This is a genomic window from Blastococcus sp. KM273128, assembly GCF_021698975.1.
Classification (GTDB): domain Bacteria; phylum Actinomycetota; class Actinomycetes; order Mycobacteriales; family Geodermatophilaceae; genus Blastococcus.
Window position 1 is genome coordinate 1 of the sequence record NZ_SSXA01000020.1, and the last position, 21,980, is coordinate 21,980.

21 protein-coding genes are annotated in these 21,980 nt (G+C 77.3%); 8 read left to right on the top strand and 13 right to left on the bottom strand.

What is annotated here, in order from left to right; genetic code table 11:
* Positions 1-56: 56 nt before the first annotated feature.
* Positions 57-491 (bottom strand): division/cell wall cluster transcriptional repressor MraZ, encoded by a 435-nt coding sequence (gene mraZ / locus E9529_RS08130; RefSeq protein ID WP_236830650.1) that lies wholly within the window; start codon positions 489-491, stop codon positions 57-59.
* A 224-nt stretch (positions 492-715) separates the two neighbouring features.
* Between mraZ and E9529_RS08135 the strand changes: the two genes are divergently transcribed.
* The 3 genes from E9529_RS08135 to E9529_RS08145 are packed head-to-tail and all read left to right on the top strand — an operon-like array spanning position 716 to position 5,378.
* The gene (locus E9529_RS08135) at positions 716-1,699 is read left to right on the top strand and encodes a MoxR family ATPase (RefSeq protein ID WP_236830651.1); all 984 of its coding nucleotides are present in this window, start codon (positions 716-718) and stop codon (positions 1,697-1,699) included.
* Between the two features lie 2 nt (positions 1,700-1,701).
* Positions 1,702-3,048, top strand: coding sequence for a DUF58 domain-containing protein (locus E9529_RS08140; RefSeq protein ID WP_236830652.1), 1,347 nt, complete (start codon positions 1,702-1,704; stop codon positions 3,046-3,048).
* The gene (locus E9529_RS08145; RefSeq protein WP_236830653.1) at positions 3,045-5,378 is read left to right on the top strand and encodes a DUF3488 and transglutaminase-like domain-containing protein; all 2,334 of its coding nucleotides are present in this window, start codon (positions 3,045-3,047) and stop codon (positions 5,376-5,378) included. Before E9529_RS08140 ends, E9529_RS08145 begins: the two co-directional genes overlap by 4 nt.
* Here E9529_RS08145 and E9529_RS08150 read toward each other — a convergent pair.
* The 3 genes from E9529_RS08150 to E9529_RS08160 all read right to left on the bottom strand — a co-directional run bounded on the left by E9529_RS08150 (position 5,366) and on the right by E9529_RS08160 (position 7,870).
* Positions 5,366-5,764, bottom strand: coding sequence for a DUF3040 domain-containing protein (locus E9529_RS08150; RefSeq protein ID WP_236830654.1), 399 nt, complete (start codon positions 5,762-5,764; stop codon positions 5,366-5,368). The genes E9529_RS08145 and E9529_RS08150 overlap by 13 nt on opposite strands.
* 164 nt (positions 5,765-5,928) lie before the next feature.
* Positions 5,929-7,107, bottom strand: a complete 1,179-nt coding sequence (dinB, locus tag E9529_RS08155; RefSeq protein WP_236830655.1) for a DNA polymerase IV — start codon at positions 7,105-7,107, stop codon at positions 5,929-5,931.
* Positions 7,108-7,219: 112 nt separating this feature from the next.
* Positions 7,220-7,870: a permease gene (locus tag E9529_RS08160; RefSeq protein WP_236830656.1), complete on the bottom strand. Its 651-nt coding sequence runs from the start codon at positions 7,868-7,870 to the stop codon at positions 7,220-7,222.
* A 281-nt stretch (positions 7,871-8,151) separates the two neighbouring features.
* Between E9529_RS08160 and E9529_RS08165 the strand changes: the two genes are divergently transcribed.
* The 3 genes from E9529_RS08165 to E9529_RS08175 all read left to right on the top strand — a co-directional run bounded on the left by E9529_RS08165 (position 8,152) and on the right by E9529_RS08175 (position 10,689).
* Entirely contained in the window at positions 8,152-8,406 is a 255-nt protein-coding gene (locus E9529_RS08165) for a BatC protein (RefSeq protein WP_236830657.1), read from the top strand.
* Between the two features lie 68 nt (positions 8,407-8,474).
* Positions 8,475-9,698, top strand: a complete 1,224-nt coding sequence (locus E9529_RS08170) for a cupin domain-containing protein (RefSeq protein ID WP_236830658.1) — start codon at positions 8,475-8,477, stop codon at positions 9,696-9,698.
* A gap of 13 nt (positions 9,699-9,711) precedes the next feature.
* Positions 9,712-10,689, top strand: coding sequence for a sucrase ferredoxin (locus tag E9529_RS08175; RefSeq protein WP_236830659.1), 978 nt, complete (start codon positions 9,712-9,714; stop codon positions 10,687-10,689).
* A 25-nt stretch (positions 10,690-10,714) separates the two neighbouring features.
* Here E9529_RS08175 and E9529_RS08180 read toward each other — a convergent pair whose 3' ends face one another.
* On the bottom strand, positions 10,715-11,518 hold the full coding sequence (locus tag E9529_RS08180; RefSeq protein WP_236830660.1) for an MBL fold metallo-hydrolase: 804 nt from the start codon (positions 11,516-11,518) through the stop codon (positions 10,715-10,717).
* Complete coding sequence (locus tag E9529_RS08185) at positions 11,515-12,378, bottom strand: alpha/beta hydrolase (protein WP_236830661.1); 864 nt, start codon at positions 12,376-12,378, stop codon at positions 11,515-11,517. The genes E9529_RS08180 and E9529_RS08185 overlap by 4 nt, the downstream gene beginning before the upstream one ends.
* A gap of 234 nt (positions 12,379-12,612) precedes the next feature.
* Here E9529_RS08185 and E9529_RS08190 point away from each other — a divergent pair, with 234 nt between their 5' ends.
* Positions 12,613-13,569 (top strand): helix-turn-helix domain-containing protein, encoded by a 957-nt coding sequence (locus E9529_RS08190; RefSeq protein ID WP_236830662.1) that lies wholly within the window; start codon positions 12,613-12,615, stop codon positions 13,567-13,569.
* Positions 13,570-13,590: 21 nt separating this feature from the next.
* Here the strand turns inward: E9529_RS08190 and E9529_RS08195 are convergent, their stop codons facing one another.
* The 4 genes from E9529_RS08195 to E9529_RS08210 form a co-directional block, all read right to left on the bottom strand.
* Positions 13,591-14,778, bottom strand: coding sequence for an alkaline phosphatase family protein (locus E9529_RS08195; protein ID WP_236830663.1), 1,188 nt, complete (start codon positions 14,776-14,778; stop codon positions 13,591-13,593).
* Positions 14,775-15,506: a methyltransferase domain-containing protein gene (locus tag E9529_RS08200; protein WP_236830664.1), complete on the bottom strand. Its 732-nt coding sequence runs from the start codon at positions 15,504-15,506 to the stop codon at positions 14,775-14,777. Before E9529_RS08200 ends, E9529_RS08195 begins: the two co-directional genes overlap by 4 nt.
* A gap of 73 nt (positions 15,507-15,579) precedes the next feature.
* On the bottom strand, positions 15,580-16,074 hold the full coding sequence (locus tag E9529_RS08205) for a VOC family protein (RefSeq protein ID WP_236830665.1): 495 nt from the start codon (positions 16,072-16,074) through the stop codon (positions 15,580-15,582).
* Between the two features lie 70 nt (positions 16,075-16,144).
* Complete coding sequence (locus E9529_RS08210; protein ID WP_236830666.1) at positions 16,145-16,765, bottom strand: GDSL-type esterase/lipase family protein; 621 nt, start codon at positions 16,763-16,765, stop codon at positions 16,145-16,147.
* A 95-nt stretch (positions 16,766-16,860) separates the two neighbouring features.
* Between E9529_RS08210 and E9529_RS08215 the strand changes: the two genes are divergently transcribed.
* Entirely contained in the window at positions 16,861-17,055 is a 195-nt protein-coding gene (locus E9529_RS08215; protein ID WP_236830667.1) for a hypothetical protein, read from the top strand.
* A gap of 53 nt (positions 17,056-17,108) precedes the next feature.
* On the opposite strand, the gene E9529_RS08220 is transcribed toward E9529_RS08215, so the two are convergent.
* From E9529_RS08220 to E9529_RS08230, 3 genes are read right to left on the bottom strand one after another with little or no spacing between them, the layout of a single operon-like run.
* Complete coding sequence (locus E9529_RS08220) at positions 17,109-20,897, bottom strand: DNA polymerase III subunit alpha (protein ID WP_236830668.1); 3,789 nt, start codon at positions 20,895-20,897, stop codon at positions 17,109-17,111.
* Positions 20,894-21,385, bottom strand: coding sequence for an SAV_6107 family HEPN domain-containing protein (locus tag E9529_RS08225; protein WP_236830669.1), 492 nt, complete (start codon positions 21,383-21,385; stop codon positions 20,894-20,896). Before E9529_RS08225 ends, E9529_RS08220 begins: the two co-directional genes overlap by 4 nt.
* Positions 21,385-21,708, bottom strand: coding sequence for a DUF6504 family protein (locus tag E9529_RS08230; RefSeq protein WP_236830670.1), 324 nt, complete (start codon positions 21,706-21,708; stop codon positions 21,385-21,387). The genes E9529_RS08225 and E9529_RS08230 overlap by 1 nt, the downstream gene beginning before the upstream one ends.
* Between the last annotated feature and the right edge of the window lie 272 nt (positions 21,709-21,980).

A 21,980-nucleotide genomic window follows, 5' to 3' on the forward strand; every position in this document is an offset into this window, starting at 1 on the left:
GCGGCTCGAACGGTGCGGCGCGGGGGCCGGTGGGAGCGGGTGGGGCGTTCCCGGGATCACGACAGCGTCGGCATCCCCTCGCTCTCCATGTCGGCGAAGGCGGCTTCCTGCTCGGCCACGTAGGCGTCCCAGGTCGCGGAGTCCCAGATCTCGAAGCGGGTGTCCACGCCGACCACGACCACGTCGCGGTCCAGGTGGGCGTACTCCCGGAGGCCGGCGGGGATGGTGATGCGGCCGGTCTTGTCGGGCTCGAGCTCCACCATCGAGCCGAAGCTCATGCGGGCCCGCATGCGGGCGGCGGCCGTGTCGGAGGGGGCCATCGCGGCCATCGCGGCGCTCTGCTCGGCGACCCGGGCCATGGTCAGCCCGTAGATGCAGCGGTCCTGGCCCTTCTTGATCACCATGCCGTCGGCCACCTGGTCGCGGAAGCGGACGGGGAGTGCGAGCCGGCCCTTCTCGTCGAGCCGCAACTGGTAGCTGCCGACGAACACCGGATCACCTCCCGCATCGGTCCTCCCATGGCTCTGCAGGTCCCCCTGGCGGAACCCTGCCTCCCCACCGGTCGACACAGTAACCCACTCGCCCCCACTGGACACCACCTGAGGCCGTGTCGTGACCCGCCGCCCCCACCGGCGACGCGGGCCGCCGGCGGGCGCGCAGGCGCACGGTGGTCAGCACCCGGGACGGGGGGTCGACCGGCACGTACGGTGGAGCGGTGACGGAGGCGACACGGTCCGCCGACGGGACGGCCGACGCGTCGGTCGACGTCGCCGCGGAGGGCGCACGGATCGCGGCCTCGATCGGCCGCGTCGTGCAGGGCAAGGACCACGTCGTCCGGCTGGCGCTGGTCGTCCTGCTGGCCGAGGGGCACCTGCTCATCGAGGACGTGCCCGGGGTGGGCAAGACGACGCTGGCCAAGGCGCTGGCGGGGTCGATCGACGCCACGGTGCGGCGCATCCAGTTCACGCCCGACCTGCTGCCCAGCGACGTGACGGGCGTGGCGGTCTACGACCAGGAGACCCGGGCGTTCGAGTTCAAGCCCGGCGCGATCTTCGCCAACGTCGTCGTCGCCGACGAGATCAACCGCGCCTCCCCCAAGACGCAGTCCGCGCTGCTCGAGTGCATGGAGGAGCGCCAGGTCACCGTCGACGGCGTCAGCTACGAGCTGGCCCGGCCCTTCCTCGTCATGGCGACGCAGAACCCGCTGGAGATGGAGGGCACCTACCCCCTGCCCGAGGCCCAGCGGGACCGTTTCACCGCCCGGGTGTCGATGGGCTACCCCGACCCGGCCGCGGAGCTGGCCATGCTGGACGACCGGTCGACGGTCGACCCGCTCACCGCGCTGCGCCCGGTCGCCGACGCCGCCCTGGTCCGGTCCCTGGTGGCGGCCGTGGGGCTGGTGCACGTCGCCGAGGCAGCCCGCCGGTACGTCGTCGCCCTCGTCGAGGCCACCCGCCGCTCGCCGGACCTCCGCCTGGGGGCCTCGCCGCGTGCGGGCCTTCAGCTGCTGCGCGCCGCCCGCGCCTCGGCCGCCCTCGACGGGCGCGACCACGTGCTGCCCGACGACGTCCAGGCCCTCGCCGTGCCGGTGCTGGCCCACCGGCTGCTGCTCGCCGGCGAGGCGGTGGTCGCCCGGCGCAGCGCCGAGCAGGTCGTGGCCTCGCTGGTGGCCTCCGTCCCGGTCCCCCGCAGGCGCTGAGGGTGGGCGGCGGTCCGGTCCGGGCCCGCGGCGCCCTCACGCCCCGCGGCCGCTCGCTCCTGGCGGGCGGCATCGCCCTCGGGCTGGTGGGTGCCGTGCTCGGGGAGCAGGCGCTCGTCCAGCTCGCCGCCTTCGTGCTCGTCCTGCCGCTGCTCGCCGGCGTCACCGTGGTGCGCGGGCGGTTCCGGGTCACCACCCGGCGTTCCGTCACCCCGCAGCGGGTCCCCCGCGGCACCGCGGCCGACGTCGAGCTGCGGCTGCAGAACGTCGACGCCCGCCGGGGCGGGCTGTGGCTGCTCACCGAGCAGCTCCCGGCGACCCTGGGCCGCCCCCACCGCTTCACCGTGGCCGGCCTCGCGCCCGGCGCCACGACGACCGTCCGGTACCGCGTGGCCGGCCGGCACCGCGGCCGCTACCAGCTGGGTCCGCTGCGGCTGCGGGTCCTGGACCCCTTCGGGCTGGTCGAGCGCACCGCCACGGGGTCGGGCACCGCGGCGCTGGTCGTGGTGCCCCGCGTCCGCCCGCTGGGGCGCGGGGGCCCCGGCGGCGGCAGCGGCGGGGGCGACGGCGTGCACCGGGCGTTCGCCGTCCACGGTGACGACGACGTCAGCATCCGCGAGTACCGGCGCGGCGACGACATGCGCAAGGTGCACTGGCGGGCCAGCGCGCGCACCGGCGACCTGAAGGTGCGGCTCGAGGAGACCCCCTGGCGCGCCCAGGGCACCCTGCTGCTGGACACCCGGGCCCGGGCCCACCTCGTCGCGCCCGCGTGGGACGACGCCCGGCGGGTCCCCGGACCACCGGGTGACCCGGCGCCGCCGGGCGACAGCTTCGAGTGGCTGGTCGAGGCGGCCGCCAGCATCGGCGCCGACCTCGCCCGGCGCGGGGCGCGGCTGCGGGTGGTGACGGCCGGCGACGAACCCGGTCCCGCGTCCGCCGGCGCGGCGCTGGGCGCCGAGGAGCTCCTGGACCGGCTGGCCGTCCTGGCGCCCTCCCGCGCCCGGGTCCTCTCCGACGCCGCGCCGGCGGCCTGCCGCGCCGCGGGCGACGGCCCGCTGGTCTGCCTGCTCGGCGCGGTCGGGCCCGACGACGTCGCCGAGCTGGCGCGGCTGCGCCAGGGCCCGGTGCCCGGCCTCGCCGTGCTCCTCGACGTCGCCTCGTGGGGCGAGCCGGGGCGTGGCCGGCGCGGCGCCACCGGTGCCGCGCTCGACGCCCTCGCCGTGCAGCGCGAGCAGGCCGTCGCCGTCCTCGCCGGCGCGGGCTGGCGGGTCACCACCGCGACCGCCGGGCAGGACGTCGGAGAGGTGTGGGCCGCCCTCACCGGGACGCCCGCGGGGGTGGCGGGGTGAGCCCGGCCGACGTCCGGGCCGCGGTCGCCGCCGCCGCGGCGACCCTGCTGGGCGCCCTGGCGCTCTCCCCCGTGTTCACCACCCGCGCCTGGGTGCCACCGGTGGTGACCGTCGTCGTCGCCGTGCTGGCCGGCGGCCTGGCCCTGCGCGCGGCGGTGACCCGGCTCGCCGGCGACCGCGCCCCCTGGGTGCTGGCCGTGGCCGTGCCGCTCGGGCAGCTCGTCCTCGTGGTCTGCGTGCTCGCGGCGGTGTTCGTGCCGGAGACCGCGCTGGGCGGGCTGCTGCCCACCCCGACGACGATCGCGCAGCTGGGCGACGTCTTCGGCGCCGGTGCGGCCGAGATCCGCGAGCAGGCGACCCCCGCCCTCCCGCTGACCGGCCTGCTCGCGCTGACCACGCTGTTCGTCGGGCTGGTCGCCGTCGTCGTCGACGCGCTGGCGGTCGCCGGCCGGCAGGCGGCCGTGGCCGGCGCGGCGCTGCTCCCCCTGGTGTGCGTCCCGGTGGCGACGGTGACCGGCGGCATCGGGCTGGTGGCGCTGGTCGGGCCGGCCGCCGGGTTCGCCGTCCTGCTGTGGGCCGACCAGCGCCGCGAGCTGGCCGGCCCCGCCGGCGGCTCGGGGGCCGCGGTGCGGATCGGCGTGGTGGCGCTGGCGGCCGGCGCGGTCCTCGGCGCGGCGGTGCCCACCCTGCCCGAGGGCTCCTTCGCCACCGGGCTCGGCGGCGGGACCGGCTCGGCCACGGGCACGTCGCTGGACCCGGCCGCCGAACTGCGCGGGCAGCTGACCCTGCCCGAGCCGGTCCCGCTGCTGCGGGTGGCCAGCTCGGTCGACGACCCCGGCTACCTGCGCGCCGTCGCCCTCGACGAGTACGACCCGGCCGCGGGGTGGTCGCTGAGCAACCTCGACGGCGAGACCTCGGTGGCCGACGACGGCGCGCTCGCGCCGCTGCCGGGCGGCCCGCCGACGCGGCAGGTCTCCGCCGAGGTGCAGGTCCTGGAGCACGACGACCGCTTCCTCCCGGTACCGACCTCCCCCCTGTCGGTCCGCGTGGACGGCGAGGCGGCCGCCTGGCGGTTCGACGAGGCGACCGGCACGGTGTTCGGCCGGGGGGTGACCAGCGCGGGGCTGGCCTACGGGGTGACCGCGGTGGAGCCGCGCCCCTCCGACGAGGTGCTGGCACGCGCCGCGCCCCTCTCGCCGGACGACCCGGTGCAGCAGCGCTTCGGCACGCTGCCCGAGCTGGACCCGGCGATCGCCGAGCTCACCGCCGGGCTCACCGCCGGCACCGCGACGCCCTACGAGCGGGTGCTGCGGATCCAGGGGTACCTCAGCGACCGCGCCAACGGCTTCGTCTACAGCCTCTCCACCGCCCCCGGCACCAGCGGCGACGACCTGGTGGACTTCCTGCGGCTCAAGCGCGGCTACTGCGAGCAGTACGCCGGCGCCATGGCCGTGCTGGTGCGGCAGGCGGGGCTCCCCGCGCGGGTGGCGCTGGGGTACACGCCCGGCGACGTGCAGGACGATCGCAGCCGGCTGATCACCAGCGACGACGCGCACGCCTGGGTGGAGGTGTACTTCCAGGGGGTGGGCTGGGTGCCCTTCGACCCCACCCCGCTGGCCGTCGACCGGCAGGTCGACCTCCCGTGGTCCCCGCGGGCGACGGCGCAGGAGCGGGTCGACGACGGCCCGGCCGTGCCCGCGCCGACGGCGGCGCCGCAGCCGACGGCGCCGCGGACGGACCGGCTGCCGGAGGCGGTGCCCCAGGCCGCGCCGACGGCGGCGGCCGAGACCGACCGGGGTCCGCTGCTGGTCACCGCGGGGGCGCTGGCGCTGGTCGCCCTCGTCGGGGCCGCGCCGGCCGGGGTGCGCGCCCTGCAGCGCCGCCATCGGCTGGCGGGGGGCGGCGCCGCCGGCACCTGGGCGGAGCTGCGCGCCTCGGCCGCCGACCTGGGCGTGTACCTGCAGCCGTCGTGGACGCCGCGCCGCGTCGCCGAGGCGCTCGTCCGCACGCTGGACCGGGGCCCCGGCGGCAGGACGGCGGAGCTGGCGGCGGCCGCCGTGCGCCGGCTCGCCCGGGCGGAGGAGGCGGCCAGCTACGGGCGGCCGGGCGGCGAGCCCCCGGCCGCCGAGCTGCGGGGGGCGCTGCGGGCGGCCCGCCGGGGGCTGCTGGTGGCCCGCCCACGGTCGGTGCGGCTGCGGGCGCTGCTCTGGCCGGCCTCGCTCGTGGCGGGTGCCCGGGCGTGGGCCGGACGGTGGCGCCGGGACGAGTCCGGCCGCCGTCCGGGGCGGACGGCGGCCGGGGAGCCGGTGGGCGGGGGCTACTGGTCGTAGCGGCGGCGGAAGCGCTCTTCCAGCCGGTTCTTCATCGGCTGCCGCCCGCGGCGGCCGCCACGGCCGCCGGCGGTGGAGCCGCGCGGCCCGGCCGGGCCGGCTGCCTCGACGGCGCCGGTGGCGCCCCGGTAGTGCAGCACCCCGAGGGCGGCACCGCCGAAGGCGACCAGGAAGCCGAGGACGCCCAGCGGGACGGACTCGGCGACGGCGCCGGCGATCAGGACGGCGAGGCCCACCACGACCAGCAGCCCACCGAGCTGCAGTTTGCGGCGAGCCTTCTGACGGCGATCGCCGGTGCGGACCGAGGATGCGAACTTCGGATCGTCATCGACGAGGGCGCGCTCGATCTGCTCCAGCAGACGCTGCTCGTGCTCGGAGAGCGGCACGTCGACCTCCAGTTGGGCGGAGCCAGTTCCGTCGGAGGCTCCCGCCGACGGTGCATCCGAGGATACGAGCCGATCGCACGCGGCGAAAGGCGACTCCTCGGCGACCCGCCGAGCGCGCGCACCGATCACCCGCGCGGGTGCACGCCCCGGCACGTCCGCGCTGCTCAGCGCCCCGGTCGTCCGGACGCGCCCGAGGGGCCCAGCAGCGTGGCCGGGCGGACCGCGCCGGCGCCGAACCGCCGGGCGGCCCGGTCGGCGGCGAGCTCGGCCTCCCGCCGGCCGTGCTCGCGGGCGCCGAGCTCCAGCTGCCGGGGGGCCGACCCGGCCGCCACGAGCCGCTCGGCCCGGACGCCGACCAGCCGGATGCGGGCCCGGTCCAGCCCCAGGGCGTCGTAGAGGGCGCGGGCGGTGTCGTAGAGCTCCTGCCCCACGTCGGTGGGTGCCCCCAGGGTGCGGCTGCGGGTGATCGTGGTGAAGTCGGCGAAGCGGACCTTGATGCTGACCGTGCGGGCCAGCCAGCCGGTCGAGCGCAGCCGGCCCGCCGTCCGCTCCGCGAGGCGCAGCAGCTCCCGGTGGACGACGCGGGGGTCGTCGACGTCGGTGGCGAAGGTCTCCTCCGCGCCGGTCGAGCGCTCGGGCTCGTCGGGGACCACCCGCCGCGGGTCACGCCCCCAGGCGAGCTCGTGCAGGTGGGCGCCGGCCGCGGCGCCGAGCGCCCGCTGGAGCGTCTTCGCCGGCACGTGGGCGAGGTCGCCCACGGTGCGCAGCCCCAGCCGCAGGAGGGTCTCCTCCGTCTTCGGGCCCACCCCCCACAGCGCGCCCACCGGCAGCGGGTGGAGGAAGCCCATGACCTCCGGGGGGCGGACGACGAGCAGCCCGTCGGGCTTGGCGCGCGTGGAGGCCAGCTTCGCCACGAACTTGGTGCCGGCCACGCCGACCGAGCAGGTGATGCCCTGCTCGTCGAAGACCCGGGCGCGGAGGTGCTCGCCGATCTCCGCGGCATCGCCGAGCCGGCGGCCGGCGCCGGCGACGTCGAGGAACGCCTCGTCCATGCTCAGCGGCTCGACCAGCGGGGTGATCGACCGGAACAGCGCCATGACCGACCGGGACACCTCGGCGTAGAGCGCCATGTCCCCCGGCAGGACCGTCGCCGTCGGGCACAGCCGCAGCGCCCGGGCCGTGGGCATGGCGGCGTGCACGCCGTAGCGGCGGGCCTCGTAGGTGGCCGAGGTGACCACCCCGCGGTTGCCCGCCCCGCCGACGATCACCGGGGTGCCGGCCAGCTCCGGGCGGCGGCGCACCTCGACGCTGGCGAAGAACGCGTCCATGTCGACGTGCAGCACGGTGCAGCCCCCCGCACGCCCGCCGTCCCGCCCCACGCCGCCCCTCCCGCACGTCGACCCCGGATCGAACGGGTGTTCGATCCGGGGTCGACGATAGCGGTGCGGGGTGCCGTCAGGCGGCCGCGACCCGCTGCCGCTCGGCGTCCGTGCGGCTGGGCCACATCTTGGCGCCCAGCACGCCGCCCAGCGCCGCGGCGGCGATGCCCAGCCCCAGGCCCAGGACGGCCCAGCTCGCGCTGGCGGTCGCCACGTCGGCCACCTGGCCGGCGGCGACGTCGGGCAGGTCGGCCTGCTGGATGCCGGTCACGTCGGTGACGACGCCGGCGAGCGAGCCCAGCAGCGCGCCCCCGCCGAACAGGGTCAGGAACACGATGGAGACCACCGTCAGCGCCCACACCAGGATGCCGTGCAGCAGCCCGTCGCTGAACCCGCGCCAGATCGCGCTCGCACCGGCGGTCAGCCCGCCGAGGAAGAGGGCGATCAGCCCGTTGATCCCGCTGATCCAGTCGGCGTTGTTGCCGGTGGCCCCCGGGCCGACGTCCCACCAGCCGAGGGCCAGTGTGGCCAGCTGCAGCAGCAGGAACGTCGGGACGGCGACGATCAGGCCGGCCCACACCGGCCCCCAGCGGACCCGGTCGCGCCGGGGCGGCGCGGTGAGAGAGGGCGCCGTCGCGGTCGCCCCCTCGGCCGGCCGGTCGACCGCCCTGTCGTGGACCCTGTTGTCCTCGAACGTCGTGTCGGTACGCGTACGGCTCTCGGTCACGAGTGACCTCCTCCGGTCGTGGTGCGGTTGTCCCGCTGCGGGGCGCTCGGGCACGCCCCCCGCACCCCCGTGGGTGCCCGTTGCGGGCCCGGCCGCCCACCCGACCGGCCAGCCGTGACCTGATCGTCACATTGGGGCCGAGCCTCCCGCGGGGGCCGACCGCGGCGGACCGGGCGGGTGGAAACCGCTGGTGGGCGCAGGTGTCAACGCCGCGCGCGGGAGGTACTGCAGCGGCCGGGGCCGCCGCACGGCGGCCCGGACCGACAGGAGCGGAGGAGCCCATGGCGCTCGACGACGAGATGACCAGCACGGACGGCGGTGCCGACGGCGGCGCCGACGGCGGCGCGCACGGCCCGGCCGACAGCAGCGCGGGCACGGCCGACCACGGCGCGAGCGGCACGCCCGGCGGTCACGACGGCGGCGCCGACGGCGGCGCCGACAGCGGTGCGGACGGCGGCGCGGACGGCGGTGCCGACGGCGGTGCCGACGGTGGCGCCGACGGTGGTGCCGACGGCGGCGCGGACGGGTCGGCCTGACCGAGAACCCGGCCGCGCGGGGCCGGGCGGAGCTGCAGCTCCGCCCGGCCCTGCAGCGGTGCACGCACATGGCCCCGGAGCAGTTCGCGCGGGAGCACTGGGCCCGGCACCCGCTCCTGACGCGCGCCGAGGACACCGGGAACTCCTTCACCGACCTGCTGGACCTGCCGGCGGTCGACGAGCTGCTGTCCCGGCGCGGGCTGCGCACGCCCTTCCTGCGCATCGCCAAGGACGGCGCGGTCGTCGACCCGAAGCGGTTCACCACCTCGGGCGGCGCGGGCGCCGAGATCGCCGACCAGGTCTCCTCCGACGCGGTGCTGCGGCTCTTCGCCGACGGGAGCACCGTCGTCCTGCAGGGGCTGCACCGGCTGTGGCCGCCGCTGATCGAGTTCGCCGACCAGCTGGCCGCCGACCTGGGCCACCCGACGCAGGTCAACGCCTACATCACCCCGCCCTCCTCCCAGGGGTTCAGCCCGCACTACGACGTCCACGACGTGTTCGTGCTGCAGGTGGCCGGCGAGAAGCACTGGACCATCCACGAGCCGGTGCTCCCCGACCCGCTGCGCACCCAGCCCTGGGGCGACCGCGCGGCCGAGGTGGCCGCGGCGGCCGAGCACCCGCCCGTGATCGACGCGGTGCTGCGCCCCGGGGACGCCCTCTACCTGCCGCGCGGGTTCCTGCACTCGGCCAAGGCGCTGGGCGAGATCAGCGCGCACCTGACCGTCGGCATCCACCCCGTCACCCGCTGGGCGGCCGCCGAGTCCGCGCTGGACCTGGTGCGCACCCTCGCGGCCGAGGACCGAGCGCTGCGCGGCTCCCTGCCGCTCGGCCTGGACCTCAGCCGCCCCGACTCCGTGCGCGACGACGTCGCCGCGGTGATCGCCGGCCTGCAGGAGTGGCTGGGCCGCGTCGACCCCACCGAGGTGGCCGACCGGCTGCGCGAGCGCACCTGGGCCCAGGTGCGCCCCGAGCCGGTGGCGCCGCTGGCCCAGTCGGCCGCGGCCGCGGCCCTCGGCCCGGAGTCCGTGCTGCGCGTGCGCCGGCGGTTGCGGTGCTCGCTGCGGGACGCCCCCGACGGCCGGGTGACCCTCCTCGCCGGGCGGCGCACGCACACCTTCCCGGGGCAGGTGCGCGCGGCGCTGGCCGAGCTCCTGGACGCCGGGGAGCTCAAGGTGGGCGACCTGCCCGGTCTGGATGCCGACGACCGGCTGACGCTGGCCCGCCGGCTGGTCACCGAGTCGGTCGCGACCGTGCCCGACGCCGAGCTGCCGGCCACCGGGGTGCCCCGGTGACCCGGTGGGGGGCGTGACCCCGGCCGGCCCGGCGGGTGGGGACGACTTCTGCCGCACCGACGTCCCCGCCCGCCCGCTGGGCCGGCTGGACGCGAGCCGCTGCTCGGTGCAGGCGCTGGAGCGCGGTGACTCCGGGGTGGCGACGGCGGCCCCGGTGTCCCGCTGGCTGCTGGTCGAGCAGCCGGGGCCGTGGGGGCGGCAGGCCCTGCTGCAGTCGCGGTTCGACGGGCGGGTGGCCCGGCTGCTCTCCGAGCGCGCGCAGCGGGAGGGCGTGCGGGTGCTGCTGGTGCGCCGGCCCGGCGACCGGCTGGCCGACTCCGGCCGGCGGTGGGCCTACGCCGACGGCCGCCCCGGCCGGGAGGGCCTGTGGTGGTCGGTGCGGGCGTCCGACTCCGACCTGCTCTCCGTCCCGTGGGACGGCTCGGTGGGCGAGCCGGCGCGCGGGCCGACCTACCTGGTCTGCACCCACGGCGGCCACGACGCCTGCTGCGCGCTGCGCGGCCGGCCGCTGGCCCGGGCCCTGCCCGCACCCGGACCGACCGACGTGTGGGAGTGCAGCCACCTGGGCGGTGACCGCTTCGCGGCCAACATGCTGGTGCTGCCCCACGGCTTCTACTACGGGCAGGTCCCCGGCGACGGCGGGCTGGTCGTCGCCGCGCACGACCGGGGCGAGGTGGCCCTGCCGTGGCTGCGCGGGCGGGCGGGGCTGGCCGCGCCGGTGCAGGCCGCGCAGCACTTCGCGCGGGAGGAGCTCGGCGCGCTCGGCACCGACGACCTGGCCCCGCTCGGCGTCGTCCCGCGGGACGCGGACGAGCCGGGCGTGGAGCGGTGGGCGGTCACGCTGGCCCACGCTGGGAGCGCCGTCGTCGTCACCGTGGAGAGCCGCCCGTCCCCGGAGACGGTGCACCTCACCTGCCAGGCGACCGCACCCGGCCGGGTGCGGACCTGGCACCACCTCGCCGTCACGGGGCCGGCGCCGGGACCCGGCTGAGCCACAGGGCCACCGCCGGCCCGCGTCACCCGCCGGTCGGGGCCGCCAGGTCGACCGGCTCGCCGACCGGCAGCCAGCGCAACCGCTCCCGCACGTCGGCCGGCGCCCGGGCGAACTCCGCCTCGACCGCGTCGCGGCCCTGGACGAAGTGCGACCAGCCCTCGTAGTGCACCGGGATCGCGGTCCGCGGCCGCAGCAGGCGGCACAGCTCCACGGCCTGGCGCGCGGTCATCGAGTAGCGCACCGGTCCGGTGACCGGGAAGCGCACCCCGCCCAGGTGCAGCAGCGCCGTGCCGACGTCCAGCCGGTCGGCCACCTCGCGCAGGCCCCGGAAGAGCACCGTGTCACCGGAGATCCAGAGGACGCCGCCGTCCTGATCCGGCCAGCGGAGCGCGAACCCGACGACCGCCCCCGCGAGGGGGCGGCTCAGCGGGGGGCCGTGCCGTGCCGGCGTCGCGGTCACCTCGATGGCCGGGCGGCCGGGTGCCGCGAGCTCCGCGGTCTCCCACGGCCGCAGCCCGCGGGTGGAGCCGCCCAGCCGCCGGGCCCCGGGCACGGTGGTCACGACCGCGCCGGCGGACGGCAGCAGCGCCCGGCCGGCGTCGTCGAGGTTGTCGGCGTGGTGGTCGTGGGTGAGCAGCACGACGTCCACCGGCAGCACGTCCGCGGCCGGCACGGCGGGCCCGGTGAGCTTGCGCGACGACGTCCCCCAGCCGAAGGCGTACCTGCGGCCGGGGGCGTCGAACGTGGGGTCGACCAGGATCCGCCGGCCCCCCACCTCGACGAGCACCGTCGGCCCGCCGAGGTGGGTGAGCCGGACGCCGGTCACTGCTGGCCGGCCTCCTGCCGCGGCGCGCCGGCGTGCGCGACCGCCCAGTCGAGGACGGCGTCGGCGACCTCCTGCCAGCCCTCCTGGGCCGGCAGCAGGTGCGCGAAACCGGGGTACTCGAGCCGCTCGACGACGCCGGACGTGTAGTGCCCGGCGTTCGACCGCTGCACGCTCGGCGGCATGATGTGGTCCTCACCGGCCGAGACGAACAGCAGCGGGGCCCGGTCGGGCCTGGCGTAGTCGACGTGCGCGTCCTGCGGGCCCGGCATGAAGTTGGCCAGCACGCCGCTCCAGATGATCCTGCCGGGCGCCGGGATGGCGTACCGCTCGTACAGCCGGCGCGACTCCTCCTCGGTGAAGGTGTTCGTGAAGGCGTAGCGCCACTGCTCCTCGGTCAGCGGGACCTCGCGGTGCCGGTTCGCCGGGTTCTTGAAGGCGGTGAACGTCGACCTCAGCTGCGAGAGCGGCAGCACCCGCACGCCCTCGGTCGGGGCCGAGCAGAGGGCGACGCCGGCGGCGCCGTACCCGCGGTCCAGCAGCAGCTGCACGATCACGCCGCCGGCGGAGTGCCCGATGAGGATCGGCGGCCGGTCCAGCTCCTCGATCACCGCCGCGTAGGAGTCGACGATCGGCGGCAGCGTGAGCTCGGCGATGGCGGTCGGGTCGGCGTTGAGCGCCTCCACCTCGACCTCGAACCCGGGGTAGGCCGGGGCCAGCACCCGGTAGCCCTTGTCCTCGTAGTGCGCGATCCAGTCCTCCCAGCTGCGGGGCGTGACCCAGAAGCCGTGGACCAGCACGATCGTGTCCGGCCCGCCCGGGGCCGGCCCGTCGGCCCGCCGGGGCACGGGGATGTCGGTCATGTCGTCTCCTCCCACGCCCGCGCGACGGCCGGGCCATCCGATCCGCCGACCCTGGCACCGTCGCCGGAGGCCGCATCGACCCTGCGCGCACAGCTCCGGTCCCTCCCTGCACGGCCTCTCCACGCCCGGTCCACGCCCGGTCCACGCCCGGGACGGTTCCCCGAGCGCGGCTGCTCTGCCACGCTGGCCGGCACGCACCCGTGCTCCCGTCGCCCTCCACCGTGGGAGATGCCGATGCAGCTGCTCGACACCGCCACGCTCGCGCCGGAGCACCGCGTCGACGCGTTCCGCGCGGCCTTCGACCAGGCCTCGGTCCCGTGCCGGATCGAGCACCTCGGCCCCGACTCCCGCGTGCACTCCCGCATGCACCTGTGGCACTTCGGCCGGGCGAACCTCTTCACCACCGACGCGTCGGGCTTCCGGCTCGTCCGCACGCCCCGGCACCTGCGCATGGAGAGCCCGCCCGTCGTGGCGCTGGCCGTGCAGGCCAGCGGGGTCGGCCGGTTCCGCCAGTTCGACGCCGAGACGCTCGTGCCGCCGCGGCAGCTCATGCTCAGCGACCTGACCGCGCCGTACGAGTTCTCGTGGGTCGACAGCGGCGGCTCGCGCGCCTTCCAGATCCCCTACGACCGGCTGGCCCTGCCGCGGGACGTCGTGCGCCGGGCGGGGCCGCGGCTGCGTGCCAGCCCGCTCCACGGCCTCGTCCGCGACCACCTGGTGCGGCTGGCCGCGGACGCGGACGGGCTGGCGGCCGACCCCGGGGCCGCCGCGCTGGGGACCGCGACCACCGAGCTGGTGCGCGCGCTGCTCGTCTCGGCGGGCGGCGACGGGCGGGCACTCCGCGAGGTGCGGGAGGAGACGCTGCTGACCCGGGTGCTCGCCTGGGCGCGGGCGCACCTCACGGAGCCCGACGTCGACCCGGCGCGGATCGCGGCGGTGCACAACGTCTCGCTCCGCCAGCTGTACAAGGTGTGCGCCGACGCCGGGGTGAGCCTCGAGCAGTGGCTCATCGCCGAGCGGCTGGAGCGGGCGCGGGCGGAGCTGGTCGCACCCTCCCGGCGGAACCGCACCGTCACCGCCGTCGCCCGGGAGTGCGGGTTCAGCGATGCCAGCCACTTCACCCGCCGGTTCCGTCAGGCCTACGGCCTCACGCCCCGGGAGTGGCGGGAGTCGTCGCGCCGGCGGGGGTGACCTGGTCCGCGGTGGTCCCCGTCAGCCCAGCGCGGAACCGGTCGCGACGAGCAGCGGGATCGCCAGCTCCGTCGCGGTCAGCGACCCGTGGTAGGCGGCCAGCCGGCTGGGGCCGGGTTCGAGCCGGGGGCTGACCAGGGCCCAGCTGCCGCGGGCGAGCGCCACGACGTCGCCGATGCGGGCCGCCAGCGGCTCCTCCACCGGCCCGAAGACGCCGCTGGCGATCGCCTCCTCGCGCCCGACCACCCACGCCCGGTCGCCGAGGACCCCGCGCCAGCGCTCGAGCACGTCGGCCTCCGCGCCGGGCTCGGTGTGCACGTAGCGGGCGCGCGGCTCGCCGGCGAGCAGCCGCACCCCGTCGGCGAGGTCGGGCTCGTCGTCCAGGTCCAGCCGGGTGGCCGCGGGGACGTCGAGCATCCCGTGGTCGGCGGTGACCAGCAGCGCGGCGTCGTCGGGGAGGCCGTCGACGAGCTGCTCGACGACCCGGTCGACCAGCGCGAGCTGGGCCCGCCAGCTCGGCGAGTCGACCCCGCGGACGTGCCCGGTGAGGTCGAGCTCGGCCATGTAGCCGTACACCAGCGAACGGGGCCCCTCGCCGAGCGCCGAGCGCATGAGCGCGGTGAGGTCGCCGGGGCCGACCGCACCGGTGTAGGCGGCGCCGCGGTAGGCGGCCACGGTGAGGCCCGAGCCCGCGTAGGCCCACGGGCCGACGGCGGTGACCGCGGCGCCCCCGGCGGCGACGTGCTCGAAGACGGTGGGCCGGGCCTGCCAGTCGGCGGGGTCGGGGTCGTCGGCCCACTGGGTGTGGTTGAGGGTGCGCCCCTGCCCCGGCACGTCGGTGACGAAGCCGAGGATGCCGTGGCTGCCCGGGGGCAGGCCGGTGCCGACGGTGGCGAGGCTGACCGGCGTGGTGCTGGGGCAGGGTGCCTGGAGGGTGCCGGCCGGGCTGGCCAGCGCGGCCAGCGTGGGGGCGACGTCGGCGTGCGCCCGGAGCAGGTCGGCGCCGAGGCCGTCCACGAGGAGGACCGCGACGCGCCGGGCGCCGTGCAGGGCGTCGGCCAGGCCCAGCGGGTCGCGGGGCAGGTCGCCCCGCGGCACGGGGGTGCCCAGGGCCGCCGCCACACCGGGCAGGACGTCGGCGAGGGTGGCGACGCCGTACTCCGGGCGGTGCAGGTCGGGCGGCAGCGCGCCGTCGGCGTCCGTGGTCACGCCCGGGTCGCCAGCAGGTGGAGGCCCGCGGCCACCTCGCGGTAGGGCGAGGTGCCGGACAGCGCGAGCTCCAGGTCCCGGACGGCGGCCGGGTCGGCGCCGGAGGCGGTGTCGAGCAGGTCGGCCACGACGGAGATGCCGCGCCAGGCGCCCGGGGCCAGCCCGGCGCCGGCGACGAGCGCCAGCAGGTCCTCGGGGGCGAAGCGGCGGCGGGCCGTGCGGCCGGGGGCGCCCTCGTCGCGGAGGGTCGCGAGGGCCTCGGTGGGGTGGCCGGCGACCGCGCGGGCCAGCACGGCGCCTGCCCGGTTGGCGACGGCGAGGCTCACCCGGCCGCCGGGGCGCAGCGCGCCGGCGATCTCGGCCAGGGTGACCGCGGGGTCGTCGACGACCTCGAGCACGGAGTGGCAGAGGGCCAGGTCGTACCCGCCGTCGTCGGCGAGCACCTCGTGCAGCAGGTCGCCGTCGCCCTGGACGCCGCGCACCCGCCCGGCCACGCCGGCGGTCTCGGCGCGCCGGCGCAGGGTCGCGAGGGCGTCGGCGCTGGGGTCGACGACGGTGACGCTGTGGCCGAGGCGGGCCAGGGGCACGGCGAACATCCCGCTGCCGCCGCCGACGTCGAGCACGCGGAGCGCATCCCCGGCGCTGACCAGCGGGTCGAGCGCGGCCCACACGGCAGCGGTCCGGACGGGCAGCTGCTCCGCGGTCGGCGAGGCGGGAACGGTCGGCACCCACCGGAGCCTAGCGGCGGACCGCGGCGCCCACCGCTTCCCCGCCGGTGGGCGCCGCGGGTGGCCGACGGTCCTAGGCGTCGACGGTGTCGGCGGTGTCGGCGGCCCGCCGGATCCCGGCGAGGTCGATGCGGCGCATCTGCAGCATCGCCTGGGTCGCCCGCTGCGCGCGCGCCGGGTCGGGGTCGCGGAGCAGGGTCATGAGCTCGACCGGGACCACCTGCCAGGAGACGCCGAAACGGTCCTTCAGCCAGCCGCACATGCTCTCCTCGCCACCGTCGGTGAGCCGGTCCCAGTAGTGGTCGGCCTCCTCCTGGTCGGCGCACATGATCTGGAAGGAGACCGCCTCGGTGAACGGGAACTGGGGGCCGCCGTTGAGCGCGGTGTACCGCTGGCCGTCGAGGGTGAAGTCGACGGTCAGGACGTCGCCCTCCTCCATCGGCGGGGGCATGCCGGGGCCGTAGCGGGTCATGCCGTCGATGCGGGAGTTCGGGAAGACCGAGGTGTACAGCGTCACCGCCTCCTCGGCCTGGCCGTCGAACCACAGGCACGGGATCTGCTGGGGCATGGTCGGGTCCTCCTTCCGCACACCGGCCGGGCACCGGTGTCGGGGTGTGGACGCCCCTCGGCGGCCGGACTCATCGGTCGGCGGGCGCGCCGGTCCACGCCGCCCAGCCGGGCCACACGAGGTCGGCGTAGCGCTGGTACCCGGCCGCGCCGGGGTGCGCCCCGTCGCCGGCGGCCACCTCCCGGCGCCAGGTGGCGCTGCCCGCCAGGGCGTCGAGGACGGCGACGTAGGGCACGCCCGTGGCGGCGCAGAGCTCGCCGAACCGGGAGTCCAGCTCGGCAACGCGGCGGTCGTGACCGGCGTCGGCGACCGGGGGCGGGCCGACGACCAGGACGGGCCACCCGGCGTCCGCAGCGCCGCCCAGCAGGGCCGCCAGGGCGGCGAGGGATGCCTCCGCCGCCAGCCGCCGGGAGCCGTTCTCGACCGTGGTGTCGTTGACCCCGGTCGAGACGACGATCCGGCGGTCCTGCCCTGCGGCGAGCCGCGGCCGGCACTCCGCGGCCCAGCGGGCCCGCACCTCGGCGGTGGTGTCCCGGCGGACGCCCAGGTTGTAGGCGGTGAGCGGTCGACCGGCGCCGGTGCTGCGGGCGCTCATCCGGCCGACCCAGCCGCGGTGCTCGGGGTCGCCGACCCCCGCGACGAAGGAGTCACCGAGGAAGCAGACACGCAGGTCGGGGCTCATCCGGGCCATCTTGGGCCACCTCGGGGCGACCGGTCGATCGTTTACCGGCCGGGGACCCGAGGGCACAGGTGGCGGGACGACGTTCCCGAACACGAGGAGAGCTCATGGCCCGCTCGACCCGTCCCCGCCTGGTCCGCCGGTCGGTGGCCGCGTTCGCCATCGCCGCCGCTTCGCTCACGACCGCCGCGTGCGGTGACGACGTCGTCGACGACGGCGTCGAGCAGAACATCGAGGAGGGCGTGGACGACGTCGAGCAGGAGGTGGACGACGCCACCGAGCCCGAGGACGGCAACGGCTGAGCCGGGCCACCGAGGCCGGGAGCTCCCGGCCTCGGTGGGCCGAGCTCACCCGTTCAGTGGCCGGAGCTTCCGGGGCTGGAGTGCCACAGCTTCCGCGGCGGCCCTGCGGCGGCGCGGCGCGCCGCGACCTTGGTCTCCTCGCCGGCGGGCTTGATGTCGGCGTAGGGCGACATCCGGAAGCCGGTCGGGTGGACCAGGACCGGCCGCACGACCACCGGCCGGGAGCCGTGCGAGGCGGCGGCCCCGGCGATCGACTGCTCGGTGTACTCCCCCGGTGCCGCCATCAGGTCGCGGACGCCGCCGAGCCCGTCGGCCTCCCACGCCTCGTGCAGCGCCGGCAGCTCCCACGCCCCGGTGGCCCGCAGCGACACCCCGCGCGGCCCGGTCCGGCGCAGCACCCCGCGGATGACCAGCAGCCACGAGTGGAAGACCGTCGCCGCGTACGGGCCCTGCGCGTCCTCGAAGAAGGTCGAGTCGGTGCAGCCGGTGCCGTCGTCGAGGGTCACGAACACCACCCGGCGGCCGGACCGGATCGGCGGTGTCTGGGTGGCCACCTTCACCCCGGCGACCAGCACCTCGCTGCCGCTGCGGCAGCCGAGGAGCTCCCCAGCCGGCACCGCGCCGAGCGCGGACAGGAACGGCCGGTAGAAGTCGACGACGTGCCGGCTGGCGTCCAGCCCGAGCACCTCCAGCTCCGCCCGCACCAGCTCGGCGTCGGTGAACTCGGGCAGCCCGCTGCCCTCCGCCCAGTCCGGACCGGCCGGCTCCCCGGCGGTCTCGTCGGCGGGCTCCCCCGGCAGCTCCAGCCCCATGAGGTCCAGGCTCAGCTGCCCGTCGGAGGTCGCCCGGGCGCCGCTGCGGTTCCACCGGTCGAGCTCGCTGATCTGCAGCAGCAGGTCGCGCCGGGTCACCTGGTGGCGCCGGCGGGTGGGCCGGCCGGCCTCCCGGTCGCGCATCCCGAACCCGTAGAGCGAGTCGAACCCGCCGGCCAGCACCAGCCGCTCGACGACCGGGCGGGACACCGACGCCCGCGCCCAGAAGTCCGTCAGCGACCGGTAGGGCTGCCCGGCGACCACCCGCGCCACCTCGTCGTCGGAGATGCCCTTCACGTCGGCCAGCGACAGCCGGATGCCGTACCGCCCGGGGTCGGGCATCGCCGCGGGCATCCACTCCGGGCGCCGCCGACCCGAACCCTCTACCTCCACCTCAGCTTCGGGGTCGCCGCCGTCGGCGTCGCCGACCCCGCCGTCGAGCCGCTCGACGCGGTAGCTGCCGGTCGAGGCGTTGACGTCGAGGCCGAGCACCCGGACGCCGAAGTTGCGGGCGTCGTCGAGGATCAGCCGCTTCGGGTACATGCCGGGGTCGTGGGTGAGCACCCCGGCCAGGAACGCCGCCGGGTGGTGGGTCTTCAGCCACGCCGACTGGTAGGTGGGCAGCGCGAACGCCGCCGCGTGCGCCTTGCAGAAGCCGAACGAGCCGAAGGCCGCCAGCACCTCCCACACCCGCTCGGCGACCTCCACCGGGTAGCCGGCGTCCAGCGCCCGCGGCACGAACCACGCCCGCACCTCCGGGTGGGCGTCCTTCTCCCCCAGCGCCCGGCGCACCTCGTCGGCCTCGGCCAGCGTGCAGCCGGCCATCCGGGCCACCACCTGCAGCACCTGCTCGTGGAAGACCACCACCCCGGCGGTCTCGGCGAGGGCGAACTCCAGGTCGGGGTGCGGGTACTCGGGGTCGCGCCAGCCGTTCCGGGCCATGAGGAACGGGGTGACCATGTCGCTCTTCACCGGCCCGGGCCGGAACAGCGAGATGTCGATGATGATGTCCTCGAAGGTGCGCGGCCCGAACTTGCCGACCAGCTCCCGCTGCCCCGGCGACTCGATCTGGAACATGCCGAGCGTGCGGGTGCTGCGGATCAGCTCGAACGTCGTCGGGTCGTCCCGCGGGATCGCGTCGATGTCGACGACCTCGTCGTCGACCCGCTCGATCTCGTCCAGGGCGTGCGCGATCGCCGACTGCATCCGGATGCCCAGCAGGTCGAGCTTGAGCAGCCCCAGCTCCTCGACGTCGTCCTTGTCGAACTGGCTCATCGGGTAGCCGAGGTAGCTGCTCTCCACCGGGGTGCGGTCCAGCAGCGTGGCGTCGGAGAGCAGCACCCCGCACGGGTGCAGGGCGATGTGCCGGGGCAGGCCGTCCAGCCGGGAGACCAGGTCGAACAGCAGGTCGAGGTCGCCGGTGCCGCCGGCGCGCCGCGAGCCGTACCGGCTGGCCCGCAGCTCGGGCAGGTCGCGCAGCGCGGCGTGCACCTGGTTGGCCCGGATGTGCGGGAAGGCCTTGGCGACGGCGTCGATCTCCGCCGGCGGCAGCCCCAGCGCGGCCCCGACGTCGCGGATGGCGTGCCGGACCCGGTAGGTGTCCATCATCGAGATGCAGCTGACCCGGTCGGCGCCGAAGCGGTCGATGACCGCGTCGTAGACCTCCATCCGGCGGGCCGACTCCACGTCGATGTCGATGTCGGGCAGCTGGTGGCGCAGCGGTGAGAGGAACCGCTCCATCAGCAGCCCGTAGCGCAGCGGGTCGACGTCGGAGATGCCCAGCAGGTAGGTGACCAGACTGCCGGCGCCCGATCCGCGCGCCGCCGCCCGGACCCTCAAGCTCTTGATGAGGTCGACCACGTCCGCGACCGTGAGGAAGTAGGAGGGGTAGCCGAGGGAGTCGATGACCGCAAGCTCCTCCTCCAGCCGCCCGCGGACCCGGGCGGTGGGCGCCATGCCGCGCCGCCCCAGCCCGGCCTCGCACCGGGCGCGCAGCACCTGCGCCGGGCCCATCCCCCGCTCGGCCGGGGTGGTGACGACGTCGAGCTCGGGGTAGCGGACGCTGCCGATGCCCAGGTCGCCGGCGGGGTCGACGGCGCACTGCTCGGCCAGCCGGGCGGTGCGCTCGAGCAGTCGCAGGGCGGCGTCCCGGTCGGGGCCGGTGAGGTCCTCGGCGACCTCGGCCATCTCCTTGCCCGACTTCAGGTAGCCCTCGGCCGTGGTGCGATCGACGTGCCGGGCGCCCAGCGGGACCAGCCGCCGGGCCGCGTCGAGCACGTCGGCGGTCGGGGCGTCCAGGGCGTCGACGTACCGGACCGCGTTGCTCAGGACCACGGGCACCTGCTGCTCGGCGGCGAACCGCAGCAGCGCCTGCGCGCGCTGCCGGTCGCCCCGGCCGCGGTGGTGCACCACCTCCAGCGCCAGCCCCGGGCCGAAGACCGCGCGCCAGGCGTCCAGCTGCTGGACGGCCAGGTCGGCCCGGCCGGCGAGGAGGGCCCGGCCCACCGGGGAGCCGGGACCGAGCAGGGGCACCAGCCCGGTGGCGTGCTCGGCGGCGATCGCCAGCGAGCTCACCGGCTCCCCGCGGGTGCCGCGCAGGTGGGTGGCGCTGGTGAGCCGGCACAGCGAGCGCCAGCCGGCGCCGTCGCGCGCGAGGAAGGTGACCCGGGGCAGCCGCGGGTCGACGCTCACCCCACCGCGGGCCGGCGACCGGCGCGGCGGCGTGGCGGCCCGCGACCGCGGGGCCCGGGCCGTGGCCGGGTCCTCCCCCAGCACGTGCGCGAGCGCCGGCGGCACGCTGGTGCCCAGCGCCGGCGCCACCGCCAGGTCGACCCCGAAGATCGGCCGCACCCCGGCCGACCGGCAGGCCTGCGCGAACTTCACCGCGCCGTAGAGCCCGTCCCGGTCGGTCAGGGCCAGGGCCGGCATGCCGTGCTCGGCCGCCCGCGCCACCAGGTCGGCGGGGTGGTTGGCCCCGTACCGCATGGAGTAACCGGACGCGACGTGCAGGTGGACGAAGGGGTCGCTCACCGCCGGGAGGACCGGGACGAGGACCCGGCGACCACGTGCGGCCGCGGGTAGCGGGGCGGCTCGGGCAGCGGGTCGGCGCCCAGCCCGGCCTCGACCACGGTGAGGAAGCTCCGCACGTCGCGGACCAGGTCGTCAGCCTCCCGCTCGGTGACCGCCCGGGACAGCCCCGCCTCCGCCGCGGCGCGCTTGGCCGCGCCGGCGGCGAAGAACGTGGCCCACTCCCCCAGCTCGGGCGCGACGTCCCCGAGCAGGACCCAGGCGCTGCGCGGACGCCGGCGGCCACCCTCGGGCCGGGTGCGTGCGGCCAGCACCGCCGCGGCGGCACGGAGGGCAGCCAGGTGCGCGGTGGCGTACCGCTCCCGCGGGTCGGTGGCCGCGACCGCCTCCGCCAGGCCGCGGTGGGCCTGGCGCAGCAGCCCGGCGGCCGCGGCGGGCAGCGCGGGGGGCAGCGGCAGCTGGCCGGCCGGCACGGCGCGTGCGGCGCCCATCAGTCGTGCACCCGGACGAGCCACCAGCGGTTGCCCGCGGCGTCCCACGTCAGGTCGTAGACGCCGGCGAAGCTCATGCGCGACCGACCGGCCCGCACCGCCTCCACCCGCCAGACCTCGCGGGGCGCGACCAGGTCGTCCGACGCGCCGCCCGCCTCGGCGTCCCGGAGCCACCACGGCGCCGTCTCCACCCAGGAGTCGAGCAGCTCGCCCACGACGTACCGGGACTGCCCGCGCCAGAACTGCACCGGGCCCAGCGGGCCGCGCTCGACCTGCACCTCCTCGCCGGCCCGACCGACGACCTCACCGAGCACCCGACCCATGACAGCCTCCCCACGCCTCGCCCGCCGCACGCCCACCACCCCGCCGGCGGGGAAGAAGCCGGGAGGGGCGGGCCGATCCGCTTCGTTCGAACATGCGTTCGAACTGGTGTCCAGTAGACCGGAGCGCTCCCCCCTCGTCAAGCCGGGCCGCGGCGTGTCCGCCCACCCGGACCCAGGCCGCGCGACGAGCCCGTGCGCGCGGATCCCCGAGGCCGCCGGACGCACGCCGGCCCGGTCCTCACCTGCAGCTCCGCCTCGCCGAGCCACCCGCA

Coding starts and splice junctions, on each gene's coding strand:
- E9529_RS08215 (WP_236830667.1), top strand. CDS start 16,861: ATGGCCCGCTCGACCCGTCCCCGCCTGGTCCGCCGGTCGGTGGCCGCG.
- E9529_RS08165 (WP_236830657.1), top strand. CDS start 8,152: ATGGCGCTCGACGACGAGATGACCAGCACGGACGGCGGTGCCGACGGC.
- E9529_RS08205 (WP_236830665.1), bottom strand. CDS start 16,074: ATGCCCCAGCAGATCCCGTGCCTGTGGTTCGACGGCCAGGCCGAGGAG.
- E9529_RS08230 (WP_236830670.1), bottom strand. CDS start 21,708: ATGGGTCGGGTGCTCGGTGAGGTCGTCGGTCGGGCCGGCGAGGAGGTG.
- E9529_RS08185 (WP_236830661.1), bottom strand. CDS start 12,378: ATGACCGACATCCCCGTGCCCCGGCGGGCCGACGGGCCGGCCCCGGGC.
- E9529_RS08225 (WP_236830669.1), bottom strand. CDS start 21,385: ATGGGCGCCGCACGCGCCGTGCCGGCCGGCCAGCTGCCGCTGCCCCCC.
- E9529_RS08190 (WP_236830662.1), top strand. CDS start 12,613: ATGCAGCTGCTCGACACCGCCACGCTCGCGCCGGAGCACCGCGTCGAC.
- E9529_RS08170 (WP_236830658.1), top strand. CDS start 8,475: ATGGCCCCGGAGCAGTTCGCGCGGGAGCACTGGGCCCGGCACCCGCTC.
- E9529_RS08210 (WP_236830666.1), bottom strand. CDS start 16,765: ATGGCCCGGATGAGCCCCGACCTGCGTGTCTGCTTCCTCGGTGACTCC.